The organism is Mammaliicoccus sp. D-M19 (assembly GCF_022386695.1).
In the GTDB taxonomy this organism is placed as follows: domain Bacteria; phylum Bacillota; class Bacilli; order Staphylococcales; family Staphylococcaceae; genus Mammaliicoccus; species Mammaliicoccus sciuri.
This window is the reverse complement of the sequence record NZ_JAJNHW010000001.1, coordinates 93536-119787: the sequence shown is the minus strand read 5'-3', so window position 1 is coordinate 119787 and position 26252 is coordinate 93536. Positions and strand designations below refer to the sequence as shown.

24 protein-coding genes are annotated in these 26252 nt (G+C 32.6%); 22 read left to right on the top strand and 2 right to left on the bottom strand.

Translation table 11 applies throughout. The features are described 5' to 3' along the window. Window positions 1-10: 10 nt before the first annotated feature. The 10 genes from rnc (at window position 11) to rplS (ending at window position 9652) form a co-directional block, all read left to right on the top strand. On the top strand, window positions 11-730 hold the full coding sequence (rnc, locus tag LQ675_RS00550) for a ribonuclease III (protein ID WP_048542532.1): 720 nt from the start codon (window positions 11-13) through the stop codon (window positions 728-730). Window positions 731-740: 10 nt separating this feature from the next. Then, on the top strand, window positions 741-4307 hold the full coding sequence (gene smc, locus LQ675_RS00545; RefSeq protein WP_075577856.1) for a chromosome segregation protein SMC: 3567 nt from the start codon (window positions 741-743) through the stop codon (window positions 4305-4307). Further along, window positions 4304-5476 carry a signal recognition particle-docking protein FtsY gene (gene ftsY / locus LQ675_RS00540; protein ID WP_048542538.1) on the top strand — a complete coding sequence of 391 codons (1173 nt, stop codon included), beginning with the start codon at window positions 4304-4306 and terminating at the stop codon, window positions 5474-5476. Before smc ends, ftsY begins: the two co-directional genes overlap by 4 nt. Then, the gene (locus LQ675_RS00535) at window positions 5463-5798 is read left to right on the top strand and encodes a putative DNA-binding protein (RefSeq protein ID WP_025905303.1); all 336 of its coding nucleotides are present in this window, start codon (window positions 5463-5465) and stop codon (window positions 5796-5798) included. The genes ftsY and LQ675_RS00535 overlap by 14 nt, the downstream gene beginning before the upstream one ends. A gap of 12 nt (window positions 5799-5810) precedes the next feature. Beyond that, on the top strand, window positions 5811-7175 hold the full coding sequence (ffh, locus tag LQ675_RS00530) for a signal recognition particle protein (protein WP_049319125.1): 1365 nt from the start codon (window positions 5811-5813) through the stop codon (window positions 7173-7175). Between the two features lie 192 nt (window positions 7176-7367). Then, entirely contained in the window at window positions 7368-7643 is a 276-nt protein-coding gene (rpsP, locus tag LQ675_RS00525) for a 30S ribosomal protein S16 (protein WP_016910739.1), read from the top strand. A 13-nt stretch (window positions 7644-7656) separates the two neighbouring features. Continuing rightward, complete coding sequence (locus LQ675_RS00520; RefSeq protein ID WP_025905305.1) at window positions 7657-7884, top strand: KH domain-containing protein; 228 nt, start codon at window positions 7657-7659, stop codon at window positions 7882-7884. 66 nt (window positions 7885-7950) lie between these two features. Then, window positions 7951-8451 (top strand): ribosome maturation factor RimM, encoded by a 501-nt coding sequence (gene rimM / locus LQ675_RS00515; protein ID WP_058591375.1) that lies wholly within the window; start codon window positions 7951-7953, stop codon window positions 8449-8451. Beyond that, window positions 8451-9173: a tRNA (guanosine(37)-N1)-methyltransferase TrmD gene (gene trmD, locus LQ675_RS00510; protein WP_048542543.1), complete on the top strand. Its 723-nt coding sequence runs from the start codon at window positions 8451-8453 to the stop codon at window positions 9171-9173. Before rimM ends, trmD begins: the two co-directional genes overlap by 1 nt. A 128-nt stretch (window positions 9174-9301) precedes the next feature. Then, on the top strand, window positions 9302-9652 hold the full coding sequence (rplS, locus tag LQ675_RS00505) for a 50S ribosomal protein L19 (protein ID WP_025905308.1): 351 nt from the start codon (window positions 9302-9304) through the stop codon (window positions 9650-9652). A gap of 143 nt (window positions 9653-9795) precedes the next feature. On the opposite strand, the gene LQ675_RS00500 is transcribed toward rplS, so the two are convergent. Both LQ675_RS00500 and LQ675_RS00495 read right to left on the bottom strand, forming a co-directional pair. Continuing rightward, on the bottom strand, window positions 9796-12396 hold the full coding sequence (locus LQ675_RS00500) for a YfhO family protein (RefSeq protein ID WP_152291674.1): 2601 nt from the start codon (window positions 12394-12396) through the stop codon (window positions 9796-9798). Window positions 12397-12414: 18 nt separating this feature from the next. Beyond that, window positions 12415-13344: a glycosyltransferase family 2 protein gene (locus LQ675_RS00495; protein ID WP_078355704.1), complete on the bottom strand. Its 930-nt coding sequence runs from the start codon at window positions 13342-13344 to the stop codon at window positions 12415-12417. A 72-nt stretch (window positions 13345-13416) separates the two neighbouring features. On the opposite strand from LQ675_RS00495, the gene ylqF reads away from it, so the two are divergent. The 12 genes from ylqF to codY all read left to right on the top strand — a co-directional run bounded on the left by ylqF (window position 13417) and on the right by codY (window position 26250). Then, window positions 13417-14301, top strand: coding sequence for a ribosome biogenesis GTPase YlqF (gene ylqF, locus LQ675_RS00490; protein WP_025905311.1), 885 nt, complete (start codon window positions 13417-13419; stop codon window positions 14299-14301). Continuing rightward, window positions 14282-15058: a ribonuclease HII gene (locus tag LQ675_RS00485; protein WP_058591380.1), complete on the top strand. Its 777-nt coding sequence runs from the start codon at window positions 14282-14284 to the stop codon at window positions 15056-15058. Before ylqF ends, LQ675_RS00485 begins: the two co-directional genes overlap by 20 nt. Window positions 15059-15162: 104 nt before the next feature. Further along, window positions 15163-16329 (top strand): ADP-forming succinate--CoA ligase subunit beta, encoded by a 1167-nt coding sequence (gene sucC / locus LQ675_RS00480; protein WP_075577879.1) that lies wholly within the window; start codon window positions 15163-15165, stop codon window positions 16327-16329. A 17-nt stretch (window positions 16330-16346) separates the two neighbouring features. Beyond that, the gene (gene sucD, locus LQ675_RS00475; RefSeq protein ID WP_025905314.1) at window positions 16347-17255 is read left to right on the top strand and encodes a succinate--CoA ligase subunit alpha; all 909 of its coding nucleotides are present in this window, start codon (window positions 16347-16349) and stop codon (window positions 17253-17255) included. Window positions 17256-17432: 177 nt separating this feature from the next. Next, entirely contained in the window at window positions 17433-17726 is a 294-nt protein-coding gene (locus tag LQ675_RS00470) for a nuclease-related domain-containing protein (protein WP_075577880.1), read from the top strand. A 270-nt stretch (window positions 17727-17996) separates the two neighbouring features. Further along, window positions 17997-18887, top strand: coding sequence for a DNA-processing protein DprA (gene dprA, locus LQ675_RS00465; protein WP_107610287.1), 891 nt, complete (start codon window positions 17997-17999; stop codon window positions 18885-18887). Between the two features lie 88 nt (window positions 18888-18975). After that, window positions 18976-21048, top strand: coding sequence for a type I DNA topoisomerase (gene topA / locus LQ675_RS00460; protein WP_048542555.1), 2073 nt, complete (start codon window positions 18976-18978; stop codon window positions 21046-21048). A 185-nt stretch (window positions 21049-21233) separates the two neighbouring features. Then, window positions 21234-22538, top strand: a complete 1305-nt coding sequence (gene trmFO / locus LQ675_RS00455) for an FADH(2)-oxidizing methylenetetrahydrofolate--tRNA-(uracil(54)-C(5))-methyltransferase TrmFO (protein ID WP_058591381.1) — start codon at window positions 21234-21236, stop codon at window positions 22536-22538. Between the two features lie 62 nt (window positions 22539-22600). Then, window positions 22601-23482: a tyrosine recombinase XerC gene (xerC, locus tag LQ675_RS00450; RefSeq protein WP_048542559.1), complete on the top strand. Its 882-nt coding sequence runs from the start codon at window positions 22601-22603 to the stop codon at window positions 23480-23482. A 13-nt stretch (window positions 23483-23495) separates the two neighbouring features. Then, complete coding sequence (gene hslV / locus LQ675_RS00445) at window positions 23496-24038, top strand: ATP-dependent protease subunit HslV (protein ID WP_037560086.1); 543 nt, start codon at window positions 23496-23498, stop codon at window positions 24036-24038. A gap of 37 nt (window positions 24039-24075) precedes the next feature. Next, window positions 24076-25458: an ATP-dependent protease ATPase subunit HslU gene (gene hslU / locus LQ675_RS00440; RefSeq protein ID WP_048542780.1), complete on the top strand. Its 1383-nt coding sequence runs from the start codon at window positions 24076-24078 to the stop codon at window positions 25456-25458. A gap of 18 nt (window positions 25459-25476) precedes the next feature. Continuing rightward, window positions 25477-26250, top strand: a complete 774-nt coding sequence (codY, locus tag LQ675_RS00435; RefSeq protein WP_025905322.1) for a GTP-sensing pleiotropic transcriptional regulator CodY — start codon at window positions 25477-25479, stop codon at window positions 26248-26250. Window positions 26251-26252: the final 2 nt, after the last annotated feature.

Sequence of the window (26252 nt, the reverse complement as noted above, 5' to 3'; positions counted from 1 at the left end):
GAGGACAGGCATGGTTAAAAATAAAGCACAAATCATAGCACAATTTAAAGCTCAATTCGATGCGTTTATGAAAGAAATAGATATCGAATTTGAACAATATGATATTTATGTTCAAGCATTCTCGCATTCAAGTTTTATTAATGACTTTAAATTAGATAAATTAAGTCATAATGAACGTTTAGAATTCTTAGGAGACGCGGTGTTAGAATTGACGGTGTCACAGTTTTTATTTAAGAAATTTCCATTACTTCCAGAAGGTAAGCTCACTAAACTGCGCGCATCAATTGTATGTGAACCATCACTTGTAACATTTGCAATGAGTTTAAATATGAACGAATTACTTTTACTTGGTAAAGGTGAAGAAAAAACAGGTGGTCGTGAACGTCCATCATTAATCGCCGATGCATTCGAATCATTTATTGGTGCTTTGTATTTAGATAAAGGACTTGAAATTGTAGAGCAATTTTTAGAAAAAGTTGTATTTCCACATGTCGTTGATGAAAATTATACTGCAAATCGTGATTATAAAACAGAATTGCAGGAATATATGCATCGTCATAATAAAGGTAATATTACGTATCATTTATTAGATGAAAGTGGTCCAGCACATCACAAGATGTTTACTTCTGAAGTACTATTAAATGGCAAACCTTTAGAAACAGGAAAAGGTAGAACGAAAAAAGAATCAGAACAAAATGCTGCTAAAAAAGCGTTGAATAATGGTCAATAAGGGGTAGTTTATGGTTTATTTAAAATCAATAGATGCATATGGATTTAAATCTTTTGCTGAACATACACATGTAGACTTTGATAATGGTGTGACAGCTATTGTAGGCCCAAATGGTAGTGGTAAAAGTAATATTACGGATGCTATAAAATGGGTTCTCGGTGAGCAATCAGCAAAAAGTTTACGTGGATCTAAGATGGAAGATGTCATCTTTAATGGGTCGAAAGAACGTAAAAAGTGCCAATATGCAGAAGTAAAATTAACATTGGATAATCATTCAAGAAAATTAAATATAGATGAAGATACAATAACAGTTGAACGCCGCTTATATAGAAATGGTGACAGTGAATATTATTTAAATAAAGAACGAACACGCTTAAAATCAGTCCTAGATCTATTTTTAGATTCAGGTCTTGGTAAAGAAGCTTTTAGTATTATTTCTCAAGGTAAAGTTGATGAAGTATTAAATGCTAAACCTAGTGATAGAAGATATCTCATAGAAGAAGCAGCTGGCGTATTAAAATATAAAAAACGTAAAAAAGAAGCGACACAAAAATTAGACGAAACAGAACAAAATTTAAATCGTGTTGAAGACATTGTATTCGATTTAGAGGCAAGAGTTGAGCCTCTAAGAGAAGAAGCTGCGATTGCTGAAGAGTATATTGCTTTAAAAGAAGAAATGAAAAAGAGTGATATTACTGTAACGGTATATGATATTGAAAGTTTAAATAAAGATTTTAAAAAGCTTGAACAAGAGATCGAGCATTTTCAATATCAAAAAGAACAAAAAACAAATGAATTAGACGCTATGACATTTGAATTAAATGAAAAGAAAAAATCGAGAGATCAGATTTCTAATCAAATTCAAAATGATAACAAGGCATTAGTTGATGCGACTGAATCATTAGAAAGATTTACTGGTCAATTAGAAGTCTTAAAAGAACGTCAAAAAAATAGTGATGCGACAAATGAAAGACTAGAAGAAGAAAAGCAAGCTTCTCAAATGAGAATTAACAAAATTACGGAACAAATTAAAGAAATAGATGTGGAATTGAAAGAATTTAAAGATAGATATCAAGCATTAGTGCAAGAAATTAATGGACTTGAAGGTCAATTATCGAATAAAGAAGGTACATTTGAAGAGAAAATTGAACAATTGAAAGATCGTTATTATCAACTCATGACAGAACAATCAGACATTAATAATGATATTAGATTTTTAGAAGACAAATTAGCAACACATCAAGAAAAACAATCAAGGTTAGATGGCAGACAAAAAGAAGTATACGAAGAACTTCAACGTGTTTGGGAAGATAAATCGACTTATACCGAAAAGCTACAATCTGTTGAAAAAGAACTTCAAGAAACAACTGAAAAATACAAATCTGATCATAAGTTGTTGAAAAGTAAAGAACAAGCATATAAAGATACGGAGTCAAAACTGTATCAAGCGTACCGTTATACAGAACAAATGAAGACGCGTATTAATACGTTAAAGAGTATGCAAGATGAATACTCTGGATTTTATTCTGGTGTGAAGCATGTGCTGAAAGAAAAGTCACTCAATGGTATAGAAGGTGCAGTTGCAGAAATTATCGATACACCCTCTAAATTAACAACAGCAATAGAAATAGCGCTAGGTGCTTCTTTACAACATATTATTGTAAAAGAAGAAAAAGATGCACGATTAGCGATTAAATATTTAAAAGATAAAAAGCTAGGCCGTGCTACATTCTTACCAATGAATGTGGTTAAAAAACGATTTATACCACAATCTGTTATCGAGCAAATTAATGATCAACAAGGTTTCATTACAGTAGCTTCTGAAGGCGTTAAATATGACGAGAAATATCGAAATATTGTAGAGCATTTGTTAGGTAGTACAATTATTGCTAAAGATTTAGAAACTGCCAATCAACTTGCGAGGTTAATTCAGTTCAAGCATAGAATTGTGACACTTGAAGGTGATGTGATTACGCCTGGTGGTGCTATGACCGGTGGTGGCAAAGAAAAGAAAGCAAGTTTGTTATCACAAAAAGATGAACTGAAAACGACTGAAGATAAGTATCAGAACTTTATGCAACAAACAACTCAAATCGAAGAGAATGTCAAAGCATTAAAACAAGAAGTTCAAAATATTGAACAGTCCTTAACTGAAACACAAGAAAAAGGTACTGAATTAAGAGCTAAAGAGCATGAAGTAACGTTACAATTAGATGCAGTATTAGCTAAAGAAAAACGATTAAAAGACGAAAATGAAACGTTTGAATTTGAGAAGAATGATGGCTATAACTTTGTGAAAGGTCAAGAAACATTACAAGAAAAGCAAAATAAACTTGTAAATATTAAACAAGATATAGAGAAAATTGATAACGAAATTAATCAATTAAATGCATCTCTTTCACATAGTAAAGATAGTGAAAAAACAATTCAAAATACATTAAATGAAAAGCGTTCAAATCTTGCAGTTGAAAAAGAACGAAATCGTTTGAAAGAACAAGATAAGAAACGACTTAAAGAAGATTTAAACGAATATGAACATACGTTAACTAAGATTAATGACCAAATTGAATTAATCAATTCCGATGATTATATGGGTAGTGGTCAATTTGAAAAAGTCGAAAGTCAAATTCAACTGTTTACAGATAAAAAGCAAGAAATAGAAACGAAAATGATGGATAATCAAAATAAATATAAATCTATTCAAGAAGAAATTGAGCAAATTGAGCGCGATACGCAATCTATGCATCAAAGCATTTCTGGTTTAGAAACAGGCTTACAAGATATGGTGAGTAAGCACTCTAAAATAGATATTATGATTGAGCATCAATTGACACACTTAAATGAAACGTATCAATTAACTTTTGAAAAAGCACAATCATTGTATGAAATGCCAGAAGATATTTCAGAAGCAAGAAAAACAGTTAAATTAACGAAAATGTCTATAGATGAACTTGGACATGTAAATTTAAATGCGATTGAACAATTTAAAGAAGTTAATGAAAGATATACATTCTTAAGTGACCAAAGAACAGATTTATTAGAAGCAAAAGAAACATTAGAACAAGTCATATTAGAAATGGATGGCGAAGTATCTACTAGATTTAAAGAAACCTTTGATGAAGTGAATCATCATTTTGGAAATGTGTTTAAATCACTCTTCAATGGTGGACGTGCTGAGTTACAACTTACAGATAAAGATATTTTAGATGCTGGTGTTGAAATTGTCGTACAACCTCCAGGTAAGAATCGACAATACTTATCGCTACTTAGTGGTGGAGAACGTGCGCTATCTGCAATCAGTTTACTCTTTGCAATATTAAAAGCACGTACAGCGCCTTTTGTAATACTAGATGAAGTTGAAGCTGCATTAGATGAACAAAATGTGATAAGATATGCAGAATATTTAGATCAACTTAAATCAGAAACTCAATTTATCGTCATTACACATAGAAAAGGCACAATGTCATACGCGGATAGCTTATATGGTGTTACAATGCAAGAAGCAGGCATTTCTAAACTTGTGAGTGTTAACTTAAAATCAATTAAAGAAGAAGAATTGGAGGCATTACAATCATGAGTTTTTTTAAACGATTAAAGGATAAATTCTCTCCTAGTGAAGAAAAAAACAAAGAAATTGAAAACCAAGAAGAACAACCAGTCCAAGACTTAGAACCTGAGTCTAATGAAAAAGAAAATCCTGAAGCGGTTCAGTTTGACGATGGATTAATGTCATTAGATGAGTTTGAAGAATGGGAATCAGAACAACTTGGTGCTAAGTTCAAACAAGGATTAGAAAAATCTAGAGAGAACTTCCAAAATAAATTAAATGATTTATTAGCTGTTTACCGTAAAGTTGACGAAGATTTCTTTGAAGCATTAGAAGAAATGTTAATTCAAGCAGATGTTGGATTTAACACAGTTATGGAACTTGTTGATGAATTACGTATGGAAGCTAAACGCCAAAATATTAGTGAAACATCTGAATTAAGAGAAGTCATCGTTGAAAAAATAGTCGAAATATATGTGCAAGATGATGAAGATATTGATCAAATGAATATTGAAAATGACCGATTAAATGTTATATTAATGGTTGGTGTTAATGGTGTCGGTAAAACGACGACAATTGGTAAATTAGCACACCGTTATAAGCAAGAAGGTAAAAAAGTCATGTTAGCAGCTGGAGATACTTTCCGTGCAGGTGCTATTGAACAATTGAAAGTATGGGGAGAACGTGTTGGCGTAGAAGTGATTAGTCAAAAAGAAGGTTCTGACCCAGCAGCAGTTATGTATGATGCTGTAAATGCTGCTAAAAATAGAGGTGCTGATATTTTAATTTGTGATACAGCAGGACGATTACAAAATAAAGCAAACTTGATGAATGAATTACAAAAAGTTAGAAAAGTTATTGATCGTAATGTACCTGGAGCACCACATGAAGTATTATTAGCATTAGATGCTACAACTGGTCAAAACGCATTGTCACAAGCTAAATCATTTAAAGAAGTGACACAAGTAACAGGTATCGTATTAACAAAACTTGACGGAACAGCAAAAGGTGGTATCGTGTTAGCAATACGTAATGAATTACAAATTCCAGTTAAATTTGTAGGACTCGGTGAAAAACTTGATGACTTACAACCATTTGATGCAGAAAGCTATGTTTATGGATTATTTGCAGATATGATAGATGCGAATGAATCTGTTGAAAATACTACTGAAGAAGCTGATCAAAATGACGGAAAATAATGAACTTATAAAAACAATGAGAATGAATTACTTATTTGATTTTTATCAAGGGTTATTAACTGAAAAACAACGCAATTATTTAGAATTATATTATTTACAAGATTATGCACTAAGTGAAATTGCAGAGACATTTCATGTGAGTCGACAAGCAGTATATGATAATATAAAACGAACAGATGAATTATTAGAAGAGTACGAAACGAAATTACAGCTCTTTAAAAAATTTAAAGAAAGACAATCTATTATTGATGAATTAAAAAGATTGTCAGGAGATAATCAAGAACTTAATCAGGCGATAGAACGCTTAGAAATTCTTGAATAGGAGGAGAAATTTATGGCATTTGAAGGGTTATCCGAAAGACTTCAAGCCACGATGCAACGCATCAAAGGTAAGGGTAAAGTTACAGAGCAAGATATTAAAGCAATGATGCGTGAAGTACGATTAGCATTATTAGAAGCAGACGTTAACTTTAAAGTTGTTAAATCTTTTGTAAACACAGTATCTGAGCGTGCGTTAGGTGCAGATGTTATGCAATCTTTAACACCTGGACAACAAGTCATCAAGATTGTTCAAGATGAATTAACAACTTTAATGGGTGGAGAAAATAGTAAAATTAACATGAGCAGTAAACCACCTACTGTTGTGATGATGGTCGGTTTACAAGGTGCAGGTAAAACAACAACTGCAGGTAAATTAGCATTATTAATGAGAAAAAAATATAACAAAAAGCCATTACTTGTCGCATGTGATATTTATAGACCAGCTGCGATTCAACAGTTACAAACGGTTGGTAAGCAAATTGATATACCTGTATATACTGAAGGCGATCAAGTAAGTCCAAAACAAATTACTGAGAATGCGTTGAAATATGCACGTGAAGAACATTTAGACTTTGTTATTATCGATACAGCAGGTCGTCTGCATATTGATGAAGCATTAATGAATGAGCTTGTAGACGTTAAAGAAGTATCTAAACCAGATGAAATTATGCTTGTTGTAGACTCTATGACAGGTCAAGATGCTGTAAATGTTGCAGAATCATTTGATAATACATTAGATGTAACAGGTGTAACATTAACTAAATTAGATGGTGACACACGTGGTGGTGCAGCACTTTCGATCCGTTCTGTTACTGAAAAGCCAATTAAATTTATTGGTATGAGTGAAAAGCTAGATGGACTTGAATTGTTCCATCCAGAACGTATGGCATCTAGAATTTTAGGTATGGGTGACGTATTAAGTTTAATTGAAAAAGCCCAACAAGGTGTCGATGAAGAAAAAGCTAAAGAATTAGAAAAGAAAATGAGAACATCTTCATTTACGTTTGATGATTTCTTAGAACAATTAGAACAAGTTAAAGGTTTAGGTTCGTTAGATGATCTGATGAATATGATTCCAGGTGCTAACAAAATGAAAGGCATGAAAAATGCTAACATGGATCCTAAACAAATCGATAATGTTCAAGCGATTATCCGTTCTATGACTTTAGAAGAAAGAAATAATCCTGACATTTTAAATGTTTCTAGAAAACGTCGTATTGCTAAAGGTTCAGGTCGTTCTTTACAAGAAGTAAATAGATTGATCAAGCAATTTGGCGATATGAAGAAAATGATGAAACAATTTACAGGTAGCAATAAAAAAGGTAAAAAAGGTAAGCGAGGCGGAAATCCATTCCAAGGAATGAACTTACCGTTCTAATAGAAGTATGATATAACTTTAATATAGAGCAAAGTTATGGCAGCAATCTTTAAGGGGTAATGCCAGCTTTGCTCTCTTATTTTGTATGAAATTTAAATTGGTAAAGAGAAAACACTTTACAAACAATTTATATCCTGTTATAGTATTTACTTGTAGAAAAGAAATTATAAATGAGTAAGGAGTTTTTTAAACATGGCAGTTAAAATTCGTTTAACACGTAAAGGGTCAAAAAGAAACCCATTTTATCGTATAGTAGTAGCAGATGCACGTTCTCCACGTGATGGTCGTATTATCGAACCAATCGGTACTTACAATCCAGTTGCTAAACCAGAAGCAGAAATCAAAGTTGACGAAGAGTTAGCTTTAAAATGGTTAGCTGACGGTGCAAAACCTACTGATACAGTTCGTGATATCTTATCAACTCAAGGTATCATGGAGAAATTCCATAATTCTAAACTTTCTAAGTAAAGCGTAGATTATATTGGAAAAATTAATACAAACAATTATAGTACCGCTCGTAGATTATCCGGAGAACATCAATATATCTAAAGATGAACAAGATTCTAGCATTACGTTCAATATAGACGTTCATGAAGAAGACATTGGCAGAATTATTGGTAAGAAGGGCAGAATGATTAAAGCAATTCGTACAATTGTGTCTGGTTCAATGAACGAGCAAGGCAAGAAAGTGTTTGTAGAAGTTAATTAAGAGTACCTAATTGGTGCTCTTTTTTAATGTTAATAATTAATGAAACAGTTGAGGAGGCACAGCTCAATGAATGTTGAAATAGGCAAAATTGTTAATACACATGGTATTAAAGGTGAAGTGAAAGTATTATCAGATTCTGACTTTACCGATGAACGATTTCATAAAGGTCAACTTATTACAGTTAAGAAAAATAATGAATCATTTTCATTTACTATAGCATCACATAGAATGCACAAGAATTTTCATCTTTTAACGTTTGAAGGTATTCATAACATTAATGATATCGAACATTTAAAAGGTTCTAAAATTTACCAAGAACAATTAAATGAAGCGATTGAACTTGAAGAAAATGAATATTATTATTCAGATATTATTGGTTGTACAGTGTTCGTTGATGAAGAAGCGTTAGGTAGAGTAATCGAAATAATGGAGACAGGTGCTAACGATGTATGGGTCGTTAAGGGAGATAAAGAATATTTAATTCCTTATATTGAAGATGTTGTTAAACATGTTGATGTTGATCTGAAGACTATTAAAATTGAACCGTTAGAAGGTTTATTAGACTGATGAAGATTGATTATTTAACACTGTTTCCAGAAATGTATGAAGGTGTACTCAATCATTCCATAATGAAACGAGCACAAGATAAAGAAATTGTTCAATTTAATACAGTGAATTTTAGAGATTTTGCGAATAATAAACATTCACAAGTTGATGATTATCCTTATGGTGGCGGACAAGGTATGGTCCTTAAACCAGAACCTGTATTCAATGCACTTCGTTCATTAGATAAAGATGAAAACACGCGTGTGATTTTAATGTGTCCACAAGGTGAGCCATTCACTCAAGCGAAAGCGGAGTCTTTATCAGAAAGTGATCATATTATTTTTATTTGTGGTCATTATGAAGGATATGATGAGCGTATTAGAGAACATTGTGTAACGGATGAAATATCAATTGGAGACTTTGTATTAACGGGTGGCGAACTTGCGAGCATGACAATGACAGATGCAATCGTAAGACTATTACCAGGTGTTCTTGGCAATCAAGTATCACATGAAGATGATTCATTTTCATCTGGATTATTAGAACATCCTCAGTACACTAGACCAGCAGATTATGAAGGCTTAAAGGTACCAGATGTATTATTATCTGGGAATCATGCAAACATTGAAAAATGGAGACATGAACAATCATTGTTAAGAACACAACAGAGAAGACCAGATTTGTTAGAAAGTTATCCATTAACAGAAGCGGATAAACGTTTCTTAAATGATAACAAAAAATAGATTGAATCAACTTGTACAATGTGATATATTAATATAAGTGTGTGAGCACAAATTCACTATGATCCGCTGCTAGCATTTATATGAAACAATTACATTGGGCAAGAACATAGTCAGAAGGAGAGAATATAATGAGTAATAATAAGTTAATCGAAGCAGTAACAAAAGACCAATTACGTACGGATATTCCAACATTCCGTGCTGGTGACACTTTAACTGTACACGTACGTATCGTTGAAGGTAGCCGCGAACGTATCCAAGTGTTCGAAGGTGTAGTTATTAAACGTCGTGGTGGCGGAATTTCTGAAACGTTTACAGTTCGTAAAATTTCTTACGGTGTTGGTGTTGAGCGTACATTCCCTGTACACACTCCAAAAATCGAGAAAATCGAAGTTAAACGTCGCGGTAAAGTACGTCGTGCGAAACTTTACTACTTACGTAGCCTACGTGGTAAAGCTGCTCGTATTAAAGAAATTAGATAATATAAACCTTGGCATTGCTTGCTAAGCGTTTAAGTGATTGGGACATATATCCCGATACAAAATAAATAAGCATATCACTGAACTGATTACTCAGTTGCTGGTGATATGCTTATTTTTTATTGACTAATAAGGGTCGAATATATTTAAGTTTGCAGCTTACTATTCACTTTTCTTGTGAAGACGATACTTAAAATAATTGAAACAAATGAAACCAAAATCATCGTTTTAAAATAGGGTGGTTGATAAGTGATTTCTATATCTTTGTCTTGTTGTTCTACATCAATACCTGACATAATGTGATTGACTTTGTGAATGGCTTTGTCCTTACCGTCTACTTTAGCCTTTAAGCCTTCTCTATACGGTATATTGATGACTGCTGTTCCTTTTTTGTGTTCTTTTAAAGATATATTAATTTTCCCATTTTTTTCATGGTAAGTATAACGTTTCTCTTTATGAGCTTGCTTCAACGTTTGATAATTTTCACCATATAAACCTTGTAATTGTAATTTATATTTCCCATTCGTTAATGAGATAAATATTTTACCATCTTTAGGTACTGGCACACGATAAAGTAAATCATCTTGATTCATGCGATATTTTGAATCTTGGAAGAGACGATTATTTGGATAATCATTTACTTGAATTGTAAAGTTTGATTGTGGTAATTCCCGTTCTAAATGTAACATTAAATATAAATCTTGATATTGATTCGTTAACTTTTTAGGTAGCTGAATCGTTAAACCATCTCCATTTCGAGGCACGGTCAACATATTGTGTTGATAATCGGCATCACGTGTTGTAATGGTAGTTTGATTTAAAAGATTCGGTGCTTTGTTTATTTCTGAATTAACTTTATCTTTATCTGTTGTAACAACACCTTTAATCATAGCATGTTCAAGATCTAACGGTTTATGAATATTATTGGCATCATAATATTGATCGGTTACTTTAACTGCAGGTAACGGTTGCTCGTTTTCTAATATTTGATATTTGCCATCGTCTTGAATCAATTTAAAGTTTGCTGGCGATGATTTTTGATATGATTTCTTCATTATATACTTTGTTGACCAAAGGCTGTATAAGTTTGATCTATCTTGCATATCGCTATAACGACTTAACGATTCATTTTGTAGATTAACTTTTGCATCTTCAAAAAGATATTGATTTAAACCGCCATCAAAAATACTAGAGTATAAACTAAGACCTTTAAAATGTTGATACATAGGTGTATTGTCTTGTGTTAATACGCGCCATCCTAATCTTTCATCAGGATTCAATTGTTGATTTAAATGTGATACATGACTTCGTTGTAAACCACTATCAAACGTACTTGCTTGAATAAAGAATTTATTTGCACGTCTTTCATGATCTTCGTGATAGATTTGGTTCTTACTATGATCTTTTGAGACTAAGAAAGAAGTTAACAAAATCATTGTCGCAAATACAAGTGTTAATAAACGTGTAAAACGCTTTATGGTTAATACGAGCAATCCTATTACAAATAGAATAGGTACCATCCAAATCCAACTGACATAATCTTTAGTTACGTAATAACTTGAAAAAATGACGATAAAACCTGGTATGGCGGTGATGATATATTGCTTGATGCTAATCGATTTAAAGTAATATACGTAACTCGCAATTAAACCACTAGAAAAGAATGTTAATAAATAATGCCATCTTTTTTGTGGTGCAGAAAAGCCATTAAAAATACTATCTACATAAGGTATAAAGCTTGCAATCATTAAAATAATCGTAAAAATGCTAAATAATCTATAATAATAATGTTTGTAAAGCTTTATTGTTAAAAGCGCCTGAATGGCTATAAAAAGTACTACAATTAAATAATTGTCATAGAATATATTGTCATGTTTATTAAAGTTAGACAGTAATGGAATCGTTCCATTATAAATTGCACGATTATTCCCAATGAAACTATGGGCAGAGTGGAAGAAAATAAATAAACTACTTCCAAGACCAAGTATACTCGCTACTACAAGTAATTTAAGTTGTTGTATTCTTGGTACGATATCAGCCTTATGTTGAAAAATAAATCGATAGAAAAAGTAAATGAGTCCTGTTAAAAACTGATAGTATGCGAAATAAAAGTTATTGATAAACGTTAGGGCAACGATTACGATAAACATGCCAATCTTTTTATCTTTTAAAAATCTTTCAATACTGAATAATAATAATGGTAATAGCACAAAGACATCGCTAAAGAATGGCCAATATACAGTAAACCTAAAATAAATAGGAGAAACTGCAAATAGAAAAGCTGCAACTATTGAAGCAGTTCGATTTAAGCCAATCTTCTTAACATATAAAAAGGTAAAACTCATAATTAAAAATGACTTTACGATTGATATGACAATGGCATTCTGAGCCCAAAATAACATATGATCCGTATTAAAATGGAAGATAAATGAGCCTAACCAAACAAAAATGACATTGATAATGAACAAAATATTCGTAGAGAAGTAATAGGACAAATCCATAAACATATCTCCACCAAGACCTAAATCAGTTGAATAGAAAAATGTTCCATGTGTCCAATGTTCATATAAATACATTTGAATTGGTAACATTTGTTCGATACCATCATTTGGTCCAGTAAAGATAATACCATCTTTAAAATAGCGATAAAGTATATAAGTATGACCTAAAATGGCTAAAACACCGAAAAGCAAAATGTATTTGTAAATAGCGTTGTTATAAAAAAAAGTTTTTATTTTATTTATCATTTGATTCACCTATATGTGTTATTCGTGAGATTTAAGGTTTGTTTGTTGAATAATATATTTTGGTCTATCTTTTGTTTCATAATAAATACGACCAATGTATTCACCTATAACACCTAAACTAAATAATTGAAGGCCACCTAGGAATAAAATGGCAGAAATAATTGTGAAATAACCGGGTTCTTCGATGCCATGTATCATAATATTTATAAATGTAATTAAAATATATAGAAGACAGATAAACATTGTAATACCACCAAAATAAAAGCATAGTCGAAGCGGTTTATTATTAAAACTAACGATACCATCAATTGCGTAATCGATTAATTTAAAGTTGGAATATTTAGAACGTCCTTGATTTCTATCTAGATGATCATATGTAATAGTTGTCTTATTAAAGCCAACCCATTCAAATATACCTTTAGAGAATCGGTTATACTCTGTCATTTTAATGATAGACTCAACAACTTCTTTAGATATTAATCGAAAGTCACCTTCACCACTTTTTAACTTAACATCAATCATATTTCTAGATAATTTATAGAATATTTTAGCTGGAATTCTTTTGAAAAATGACTCTTTGTCGCGATTGCGTAATGCGACAACTTGTTGATAGCCTTCAAGATGTAATTCAATCATTTGTGGGATTATCTCGGGTGGGTGTTGAAGGTCTGAATCCATAATAATAACAGCATCGCCTATACTGTGTTCAAGTCCACAATACATAGCAGATTCTTTGCCGAAATTTTTAGAGAAAGATATGTATTTAACTTGATTGTCTTTTTCTGATAGTGATTGAATTAAATTCAAAGAAGCATCTGTAGAACCATCATCAACAAAAATGATTTCGAATTGATGCGGCAAATTTAAAAAGACGTTTGATACTTTTTCATGTAAAATAGAGATGTTAGTTTCCTCATTATAAAGAGGAACTATAATTGAAATAAACATAACAAACCTCCTATATAGATATGGTTAATATATCATATTTCGATAGTTTAAGATAAGAAAGGATAAATATAAATGACAATTCAATGGTTTCCAGGTCATATGGCCAAAGCGAGACGCGAAGTAACAGAACAATTAAAAATGGTAGATGTGGTATTCGAATTAGTCGATGCACGTATTCCGCTATCTTCAAGAAATCCGATGATTGATGACATTGTTAAACAAAAACCTCGTGTTGTAATACTTAATAAAAAAGACATGTCAAAACAAAGTGAGACAGATAAATGGACACAATACTTTAAAAATCAAGGCTTTTTCCCAGTTCAAATTGATTCGAAACATGGTAAACATTTAGGTGAGCTTATGAAAGCTGCACAAGCTGCCACTAAAGAAAAATTTGATAGAGAAAAACGTAAAGGTCTTCGTCCGAGAGCAATCAGAGCTATGATAGTTGGTATTCCGAATGTAGGTAAATCCACACTTATCAATAAATTAGCCAAAAAATCAATTGCTAAAACAGGTAATACACCAGGTGTGACGAAAAAACAACAATGGATTAAAGTAGGAAAAGAATTAGAATTGTTAGATACACCAGGTATTTTATGGCCGAAATTTGAAGACCAAACGATTGGTAAAAAGCTGAGTTTAACAGGGGCAATTAAAGACAGTATTGTACATTTAGATGAAGTTGCGATATATGGATTAAACTTTTTAATCGATCATGATCCAGAAAAATTAAAACAATTTTATCAAATTGAATTACCTGAAGACGGTGACGTCATTGGTTTGTTTGATCAAATTGGTAAAAGAAGAGGTATGTTAAAACGTGGTAACGAAGTAGATTATGAGTCTGTCACGGAGTTAATCATTAGAGATTTACGTAATGCTAAAATTGGTCATTACTGCTTCGATATATATGAAGAAATGAAGGATGGCATGCATGAAACAGAAGAGCATTAAAGAAATTGTTGAAGAGATTAAACAATATTTAACGATTCAAGAAGTTGAAGCATCACCTTATAACGAAGATGAACGTAAAGGTGTTCAAAGTGCATTAAGTAAGCGAATCAAGCAGTTAGAAAAAATAGAACAACTTCATGATAAATATATTCAAATGAATCAATATGAAAAACAAGTATTAGACTTAAACAAAGATGCTGTTATTTGTGGGATTGATGAGGTAGGGAGAGGTCCACTTGCAGGCCCGGTCGTAGCAAGTGCGGTTATTCTTGAACAAAACCATCAATATTTAGGCATTACAGATTCAAAAGCTTTATCACAAGCTAAACGTTCTTATTTCGAACAAGAAATATATAATCGTGCACGTGCAGTAGGTATTGGCATTGCAACGGTAGAAGAAATTGATGAACTCAATATATATGAAGCAACAAAGGTAGCGATGCAGCGAGCAATAGACCAATTGTTAATCAAACCAGACCACTTATTAATAGATGCGATGAAGTTAGATAATGACATTCCACAAACATCTATTATTAAAGGAGACTTAAATAGTGTCTCAATAGCAGCAGCGAGTGTGATTGCTAAAGAATATCGTGATAAGTTAATGTCTCAATATCATATTGATTATCCTGGATATGATTTTGATAAAAACAAAGGATATGGAACAAAAGCACATTTAGAAGGGCTCGAAAATTATGGTATTACACCGATACACCGTAAAACTTTTGAACCTATCAAATCAAAAGTGAAATATTAGTCTAACAATTCGTAAAATTGGACTCTCCTTGTTTACAATAACGCTTACATTTTCTATAATTGAGAAGTAAGCAAACATTATTGTATGTATTAGGAGGATGGAGAATGAATATCCATGAGTATCAAGGTAAAGAGATTTTTCGCTCTATGGGCGTAGCTGTACCTAATGGTTCAGTGGCTTTTTCACCTGCTGAAGCAGTAGAAAAAGCGAAAGAATTAGATTCAAATGTATATGTTGTTAAAGCGCAAATCCATGCTGGCGGACGTGGTAAAGCTGGTGGCGTTAAAATTGCTAAATCAATTGATGAAGTACGTGAATATGCTAAAGAATTATTAGGCAAAGTACTTGTTACACATCAAACTGGCCCTGAAGGTAAAGAAGTAAAACGTCTTCTTATCGAAGAAGGATGCGATATTCAAAAAGAATATTACATTGGGTTCGTTATTGATAGAGCTACAAACAGAATTACTTTAATGGCTTCAGAAGAAGGCGGAACTGAAATTGAAGAAGTTGCAGCAGCAACTCCTGAAAAAATCTTCAAAGAAGTAATTGATCCTGTTACTGGATTAATGCCTTACCAAGCTAGAAGAATAGCATTTAATATTAACATCCCTAAAGAATCAGTTAACAAAGCTGTTAAATTAATGATGTCTTTATATAATGTGTTTGTAGAAAAAGACTGCTCAATTGTTGAAATTAACCCACTTGTTACAACAGGAAGTGGTGAAGTATTAGCACTTGATGCAAAAGTAAACTTCGATGATAACGCTTTATTCAGACATAAAGATATCGTTGAAATGCGCGATTTAGAAGAAGAAGACGAAAAAGAAATTGAAGCTTCTAAATACGACTTATCTTATATCGCACTTGATGGAAACATCGGTTGTATGGTAAACGGAGCTGGCTTAGCTATGGCTACGATGGATACAATTAATCACTTTGGCGGTAATCCGGCTAACTTCCTTGACGTTGGGGGCGGCGCAACAAAAGAAAAAGTTACTGAAGCATTCAAAATCATCTTAGGTGATTCACAAGTTGAAGGTATCTTTGTAAATATCTTTGGTGGAATCATGAAATGTGATGTCATTGCTGAAGGTATCGTAGCTGCTGCTAAAGAAGTTGAATTAGACATGCCTTTAGTTGTAAGACTTGAAGGTACTAATGTTGAACAAGGTAAACAAATCTTAAAAGAATCTGGTTTAGCAATCGAGCCAGCATCTATCATGGCTGATGGTGCTCAGAAAATTGTTAAATTAGTTCAAGAACGATAAGAAAGGCGGAGAGTTACGTGAGTGTATACATCGATAAAAATACAAAAGTATTAGTTCAAGGTATTACGGGTGCAACAGCACTTTTCCATACTAAACAAATGCTAGAATACGGTACTCAAATCGTTGCTGGGGTAACACCTGGTAAAGGTGGGCAAGTGGTTGAAGGTGTACCAGTATTTAACACTATAGAAGAAGCAGTCGCTGAAACTGGTGCAACTGTTTCAGTTATATATGTACCAGCTCCATTTGCGGCTGATGCAATTATTGAAAGCGCAGATGCTGAATTAGACTTAGCTATTTGTATCACAGAACATATTCCTGTTATTGATATGATTAAAGTTAAGAGATACTTAGAAGGTAAGAAAACACGCTTAGTAGGACCAAACTGTCCTGGTGTGATCACTGCAGATGAATGTAAAATTGGTATTATGCCTGGTTACATCCATAAAAAAGGTCACGTAGGCGTAGTTTCACGTTCAGGTACATTAACATATGAAGCGGTTCATCAATTAACTCAAGCAGGTATCGGTCAAACGACAGCTGTTGGTATTGGTGGAGACCCAGTTAATGGTACAGACTTCATTGATGTATTAAAAGCATTTAATGAAGATGACGAAACATATGCAGTTGTTATGATTGGTGAAATCGGTGGTACTGCTGAAGAAGAAGCAGCTGAATGGATTAAAGCTAACATGACAAAACCAGTAGTAGGATTCATTGGTGGTCAAACAGCACCTCCAGGAAAACGTATGGGTCATGCTGGTGCAATCATTTCAGGTGGTAAAGGTACTGCATCTGAAAAAATCAAAACTTTAAATGACTGTGGTATTGATACAGCAGATACACCATCTGTTATCGCTGAAACACTTATAAACCGTATTAAAAAAGAAGACGGTTTATACGAAAAATGTCTAACAGTTAAATAATAACCATATATATAAGTACAGTGTCTTTCTTCAATAGAAAAGCACTGTGCTTATTTGGTGTTTAAATTTATATAGCCGCTAATGAACTAAATTTTAGTTTGTTAGTGGTTTTTTCGTGGACAATATTAAATGCATAAACTATAATATATGTAAAATATTAACAAACAGGAGTGAGGCATGAATCACAACTATGAAATAGCATATGTAAATGCACTAACATCAAGATTAAGTGAAGACAGTCATGATTTTGAAATCATGAATAAATTTAAAGGTTATGAAGGCGAACAACTTGAAGAAGATTTTTTAAAGCAACAACATCAAATTGTGTTTAATCATAATCTTGAATTTATATCTTCAAATGCAGTACAAATAGATTTTTTAATCATACATAATAGTCAAATAAGTATATTAGAAGTTAAACACTACTATGGTGATTTCGAAATCTATGACAACTATATAAAGAGTTCTTAAAATAAACGTTACACATCACCATTTGTACAATTATACAAAGCTAAAAATACCCTCCAATCAATATTTCAAGAAATAAATCTAAATCTACCAATACATCACTATTTAGTATTTTCAAATCCCACATTTACACTAAGAAACCACATACCAAACCGCTCGCAAGTACTATTACGCTCAGAATTTTATAAATTTCCAAATATAAGAAACCAAAACAAGATCGTTAGCCGCCCGCCAAAAAATAGAAAAAATCTACATTATAAGAGGTGTATATTTATGAATGATTATCAACAATCAATTTTAAAATTAGTTTACAGTGGTTTTACGACTAATCAAATTCACAAGATGATTCGTTATGATTCTGAGTTAAATTTTCTTTCATATAGAACTACGTTTATTGATTTTGTACATAAAAGTGGTTTAAAAGAGAGAACAATATTAACGATGTATCACAAATATAATGATAGTAATATAGATAAAATACGTGCTTCATTAGAGAAAAGAAATATTCAAATGGTATTTTCTGATGAGGATTGTTATCCAACTTTACTAAAGGAAATTTATGATTATCCACTTGTACTTTTTGGAATGGGTAATATGTCGTTATTGCAAAATAAACAAAAATTGGCTATAGTCGGTTCAAGGAAGGCTACACAATATTCAGAACAAATTTGTGATGCTATCGTGCCAGAACTGGTTAAGTCGCATATTACGATTGTTTCTGGTATGGCGATGGGTGCAGATTATTTTGCGCATTTAAAAGCGATAGAGTATAGTGGTCAAACTATAGGTGTTGCTGCATTTGGTTTAGATTATCATTATCCTAAAGCGACACAATATATAAGTGAACTGATGCGTAAAGATCACCTCGTCATATCTGAGTATTATCCAACAACGAAAGTTCAAAAATGGCGTTTTCCAGAAAGAAATCGTATTATTAGTGGATTGTCACAAGGTGTATTAGTCACTGAAGCAAATGAACGGAGTGGTTCTTTAATCACGATAGACTTGGCATTGGAACAAAATAGAAATGTTTATTGTTGCCCGGGCACGATTTTTCAATCTTTAAGCAAAGGTGGCAATAATAGAATAAAAGAAGGTGCTAAGCTCGTACAAAATGCTCAAGATATCATTGAGGATTATTGTATATTTACTGAACAAAAATAAATTTTATAAAATGTTTTAATTGACAAAGCTGAATTTATCAGTTTATCATTTACATTTGTAATCAATAGAATAGCAAGGGGGACTTACTTTGGCAGAAAATCTTGTCATCGTTGAATCGCCCGCAAAAGCAAAAACCATTGAAAAATATTTAGGAAAAAAATATAAAGTCGTTGCATCTATGGGGCATGTTAGAGATTTACCTCGTAGTCAAATGGGCGTAGATGTTGAAAATAATTATGAACCTAGATATATTACGATTCGCGGCAAAGGGCCAGTTGTAAAAGATTTAAAACGCTATGCAAAAAAAGCAAAAAACGTTTATCTCGCAAGTGACCCCGATCGTGAAGGTGAAGCAATTGCGTGGCATTTAGCACATATATTAGATATAGATGAAAATAAAAAATCAAGAGTCGTATTTAACGAAATAACAAAAGATGCAGTAAAAGATAGCTTTAAGCATCCTAGAGAAATTGAACATGAATTAGTTGATGCACAACAAGCGAGACGTGTATTAGATAGACTTGTTGGGTATAACATTTCTCCAGTGTTATGGAAGAAAGTTAAAAAAGGTTTATCAGCAGGTCGTGTACAATCTGTTGCATTAAGACTCGTTATAGATCGTGAAAACGAAATTAATAATTTTAATCCAGAAGAATACTGGACAATCGAAGGTTTATTTAAACATAAAACTAAAACATTTAGTGCGAAGTTTTTACATGAGAAAAGTAAACCCGTTAAATTAAAAAATGAAAAAGACGTACAAAAAATTACAACACAATTAGATGGAGATAAATTTGAAGTTACACAAGTCACTAAGAAAGAAAAATTAAGATATCCTGCGAAATCATTTACAACTTCATCTTTACAACAAGAAGCATCACGTAAGTTGAATTTTAAAGCTAGAAAAACGATGATGTTAGCACAACAATTATACGAAGGTATAGATTTGAAAAAACAAGGTACTGTTGGTTTGATTACTTATATGAGAACGGACTCTACACGTATAGCTGATAGTGCTCAAGCTGAAGCAGCATCATTTATTGAAAAAGAGTACGGTAAAGAGTATTTATCTAAGGCAAAAGCAACAAAAGGTAAACAAGGCGCACAAGATGCCCATGAAGCAGTTAGACCGACAAGTGTGGAACGTACACCAGATCAAATGAAAACATTCTTATCTAGAGATCAATATCGATTATATAAATTGATTTGGGAACGTTTTATGGCAAGTCAAATGGCACCTGCTATTGCTGATACAGTTGCAGCAGATATTACACAAGGCGATTTAAAATTCAGAGCAAATGGTCAAACAATCAAATTTAAAGGTTTCATGAAAGTATATGTTGAAGCTAAAGATGATACTGATGAAGAAAAAGAAGGTAAATTACCACCGTTAGAAAAAGGTGATATCGTTACGGCTGAGAAAATCGATCCAAAGCAACATTTCACTCAACCACCACCACGATACACTGAAGCACGTTTAGTTAAAACTTTAGAAGAATTAAGAATCGGTAGACCTTCAACTTATGCACCTACAATCGATACGATTCAAAAAAGAAACTACGTAAAATTAGACCAGAAACGATTTGTGCCTACAGAGTTAGGAGAAATCGTACATGAGTCAGTTAAAGAATACTTCCCTGAAATTATCGATGTTGACTTTACAGTTAATATGGAAACATTGCTCGATAAAGTAGCAGATGGTGAAATTGAGTGGAAGAAAGTCATAGATATGTTCTATGAAAACTTTAAAATCGATGTAGCAAGAGCAGAAGAAGAAATGGAGAAAATTGAAATTAAAGATGAACCTGCCGGTGAGGATTGCGAATTATGCGGTTCACCAATGGTTTATAAAATGGGCCGATACGGTAAGTTTATGGCTTGTTCAAATTTTCCAGATTGTAGAAATACAAAAGCAATCATTAAAACGATTGGCGTTAAATGTCCTAAGTGTAAAGAGGGAGAAGTTGTCGAACGTAAATCTAAAAAGAACAGAGTGTTCTATGGTTGTTCAAGATACCCAGAATGTGATTATACATCATGGGATAAACCTTTAGATCGTTCATGTCCTAAATGTGAAACAGTACTTGTTGAACGTAAGAAAGGAAAATCAGCTCAAGTTATATGTCCAAATTGTGATTATAAAGAGCAAGAACAAAAATAGTTATCATACAGTGCAAAAAGTTATTTTTAACATAACTTTTTGCACTTGTTTTTTGATTTATTGTTTTAATAGTAAAACGTCACTAATTTTTAAAATTTATCATCACTTTATCATTTGATTAAATTCAGATTTGTTATACAATTCAATATGGAATAAAAAATTCGAAAATCAAGGAGGCATAAATAATGACTTCAATTAATGTTATCGGTGCTGGATTAGCAGGTTCGGAAGCGGCATATCAAATTGCCAAGAGAGGATTCAATGTTAATCTATATGAAATGAGACCGGTAAAACAAACACCAGCGCATCATACAGATAAATTTGCAGAACTTGTATGTTCTAATTCACTAAGAGGTAATCAATTAACAAATGCTGTCGGTGTCTTAAAAGAAGAAATGAGACAATTAGATTCATTAATTATAAAAGCAGCAGATAATGCGCGTGTACCAGCGGGAGGTGCACTAGCTGTCGATCGACATGATTTTGCGGGATATATTACAGACACGCTAAAAAATCATCCGAATATTACAGTAAAGAACGAAGAAATTACAAAGATACCTGATGGGCCAACAATTATTGCAACAGGTCCTTTAACGACAGAAAGTTTAACGAAACAAATTATGAACATTACGGGTGAAGAACAACTGTACTTCTATGACGCAGCTGCACCAATTATTGAAAAAGAATCTATTAACATGGATAAAGTATATTTGAAATCACGCTATGACAAAGGTGATGCAGCATACTTAAATTGTCCAATGACTGAAGAAGAATTCAATACTTTTTATGATGCACTTATAAATGCTGAAGTTGTGCCTTTAAAAGAATTCGAAAAAGAAATTTATTTTGAAGGTTGTATGCCATTTGAAGTTATGGCAGAACGTGGTAAGAAAACTCTATTATTTGGTCCTATGAAGCCTGTAGGTTTAGAAGATCCTAAAACTGGTAAAAGACCATATGCAGTTGTTCAATTAAGACAAGATGATGCAGCTGGAACTTTATATAATATCGTAGGTTTCCAAACACATTTAAAATGGGGCGCGCAAAAAGAAGTTATTTCACTTATACCTGGATTAGAAAATGTTGATATCGTACGTTACGGTGTGATGCATCGAAATACTTTCATTAATTCACCAAATGCTCTTAAAGAAACTTATCAATTAAAATCAAGAGAAGATTTATTCTTTGCTGGTCAAATGACAGGTGTAGAAGGATATGTTGAAAGTGCAGCAAGCGGATTAATTGCAGGTATTAATGCAAGTAAACTCGTTTCAGACCTTGATCCAATTGTTTTCCCTAGAGAAACAGTAATCGGAAGTATGGCTTATTACATTACACATGCAAATAATAATAAGAACTTCCAACCAATGAATGCGAACTTTGGTTTGTTACCTACATTAGAAAAACGTATTAAAGATAAGAAAGAACGGTATGAAACACTTGCAAATCGTGCATTAAAACATTTAGATTCATTTAAAGTAATGCTTTAGTAAATTATTTTAAGATTTTTTAGAATTGTGATACAATTCAGATAAAATGGGAGGAATGAGTTATGGTACATACAATTGAACAACAGTTTGTTGATATGTTAACTTATGAAAAACATTTTTCCACCCATACTTTAAATGCATATCAACTTGATTTGAATGAATTTAATGATTTTTTACAATCAGAACATTTATCCTTAGAATCATTTGAATATAAAGATGCAAGGAGATACCTTGCGTTTTTGTATGATAAAGGACATAAAAGGACGAGTGTTTCGCGTAAAATTTCTACATTAAGATCTTTATATCAATATTGGATGAGTGTTGATAGTGATATTCAGAATCCATTTATTCAACTTGTACATCCAAAAAAAGAACATCATTTACCAAGCTTTTTCTATGAAGAAGAAATGGAAAAGCTATTTAAGACACTAGATGATGGTAAAAAAACGAATATAAGAGATCGCGTCATACTTGAGTTGCTTTATGCAACAGGTATTCGAGTGTCAGAATTAGTTCATATTCAAATAAGTGATATTGATTTGAATTATGCATTTGTCAAAGTGCTAGGTAAAGGGAATAAAGAACGTATTGTTCCTTTTGGAGAGTATTGTCAAAGTGCAATCGTTGACTATATTGAACAATTTAGAAGTCAAATGCGTTTAGATCATGATTTCTTGATAGTAAACATGAGAGGTAAACCTATAACTGAACGTGGTGTAAGATATGCACTCAACGAAATCGTAAAGAGAACGCAAGGTGTGTATCATATTCACCCTCATAAATTAAGGCATACTTTTGCAACACATTTGTTGAATCAAGGAGCCGATATGAGAAGTGTTCAAAGTTTACTAGGACATGAAAGTTTATCAACGACAAGTCAATATACACATGTTACAAAAGATCAATTAAGAAAAGTATACTTATCAGCACATCCACGTGCGTAAAGGAGATTTGATAATGAGTTCTTCATTACATGCTACAACTATATTTGCAATAAGACATAATGGTCATTCTGCAATGGCAGGTGACGGTCAAGTTACATTAGGTGAGCAAGTCATCATGAAACAAACTGCAAGAAAAGTTAGAAGATTATATCATGATAAAGTTGTTGCTGGTTTCGCTGGCAGTGTTGCAGACGCATTTACTTTATTCGAAAAATTTGAAGTTAAATTACAAGAATATAGCGGTAATTTAACGAGAGCTGCAGTTGAGCTTGCTCAAGAATGGCGTGGAGATAAAATGTTACGTCAACTTGAAGCGATGCTCATTGTTATGAACGAAACAGATTTATTAGTCGTAAGTGGTACTGGAGAAGTGATTGAGCCAGATGATGGTATCATTGCAATTGGTTCTGGTGGTAATTACGCTTTAAGTGCTGGTAGAGCGCTTAAATCATATGCACCTCATTTATCGGCTAAAGAAATTGCAGAAGCTTCACTTAATACGGCTGCAGATATTTGTGTATTTACAAACCATGAAATAAAAGTTGAAGAAATATAATTGGAGGGGTTTAAGGTTGTCACAAAATCAATTAAAAATGACACCGCATGATATCGTTGATCGATTAAATGATCATATCATTGGTCAACAAGATGCTAAGCGTAAAGTAGCAATAGCTTTAAGAAATCGCTATAGACGAAGTTTATTAGATGAACAACTTAGAAACGAAATCATACCTAAAAACATTCTAATGATAGGTCCTACAGGTGTAGGTAAGACTGAAATAGCTAGAAGAATGGCTAGATTAGTTGGTGCACCTTTTGTAAAAGTAGAAGCTACTAAATTTACTGAAGTAGGTTATGTAGGTAGAGATGTTGAAAGTATGATACGTGACCTTGTTGAAGTTGGTCGTCGACTTGTTAAAGAAGAAAAGAAAAAAGGCGTTCTTGATGAGGCAACTCAAAAAGCTAATGAAAAATTAGTGAAATTGCTTGTGCCAAGTATGAAGAAAAAAGCACAAAGTAATAGTAATAATCCATTAGAGTCATTGTTTGGTGGACAATTCCCAAACTTCAATCAACAAGAAGAAGTCGAAGAAACCCCAACCGAAGAAATAAAAACAAAACGTGAAGATATTAAGAAACAATTATTAAACGGTGAACTTGAAGAAGAAATCGTCAAAATAAAAGTAGAACAAGAACAACAAACACTTGGCATGATGGGAATGGAAAACAACCCTCAAATGCAAGATATGCTTAGTCAAATGATGCCTAAGAAAAAAGTTGAAAGAAACTTGCCAGTTAAGTCAGCGCGAAAAATTTTAACAGATGAGATTGCGAATGAATTGATTGACCAAGAGTCCGTTAATGAAGAAGCGATTCAATTAACTGAACAAATGGGCATGGTATTCATCGATGAAATCGATAAAATTGCTGTGAGCAACAGTAACGGTGGTCAAGATGTATCTCGACAAGGTGTACAAAGAGATATCTTACCAATTGTTGAAGGTAGTGTCGTTCAAACGAAATATGGTTCAATTAATACTGAACACATTTTGTTTATTGGTGCAGGTGCGTTCCATATGTCTAAACCAAGTGATTTAATACCTGAGTTACAAGGTAGATTTCCAATTCGTGTTGAATTAGATAGTTTAACAACTGAAGATTTCGTTAAAATATTAAAAGAACCGAAACAATCACTTCTTGATCAATACAAAGCATTGTTGGAAACTGAAATGGTGACAATCAACTTTACAGATGAAGCCATTAATCGTTTAGCTGAAATTGCTTTTCAAGTTAATCAAGAGACAGATAATATCGGAGCAAGAAGGCTGCATACTATACTTGAAAAAATGCTAGAAGATCTTTCTTTCGAAGCATCGAATATGCCAAATGCAGTTGTAGATATAACACCTGAATATGTTAATCAAAAATTAGAATCTATTGCGACAAATAAAGACTTAAGCGCATTTATTCTATAAAAAAGGAGAAAAAATTAAATGAGTTTATTATCAAAGACAAGAGAATTAAATACGTTATTACAAAAGCATAAAGGTATTGCTGTAGATTTTAAAGATATGGCTAAGACTATCAGTGATGTAACGGTGACAAATGTATTCATCGTATCAAGAAGAGGTAAAATTTTAGGTTCAAGCTTAAATGAATTGTTAAGCAATGAACGTATTATCAAAATGTTAGAAGATAGACATATTCCTAAAGAATATACTGATCAATTAATGCATGTAGAACAAACTAAATCAAATATCGGAATTGAAGAAGTATTAACAGTATTCCCACCAGAAAACAAAGAATTATTCGTAGATAGTCAAACAACTATTTTCCCAATTCTTGGTGGTGGTGAACGTTTAGGTACATTAGTTGTTGGACGTGTATCTCAAGATTTCAATGACAATGACTTAGTACTTGGTGAATATGCAGCTACTGTTATTGGTATGGAAATATTAAGAGAAAAACATAATGAAATTGAACAAGAAGCAAGAGACAAAGCTGCAATCAATATGGCAATTAACTCACTTTCATATTCAGAAAGAGAAGCAATTGAACATATCTTTGAAGAACTTGGTGCACCTGAAGGTTTATTAGTTGCTTCAAAAGTTGCCGATAGAGTAGGTATCACAAGATCTGTAATCGTCAATGCATTAAGAAAATTAGAAAGTGCTGGCGTAATTGAATCTCGTTCTTTAGGAATGAAAGGTACATTTATTAGAATTAAAAAAGAAAAATTTTTAGATGAGTTAGGTTTATCTAAATAAAA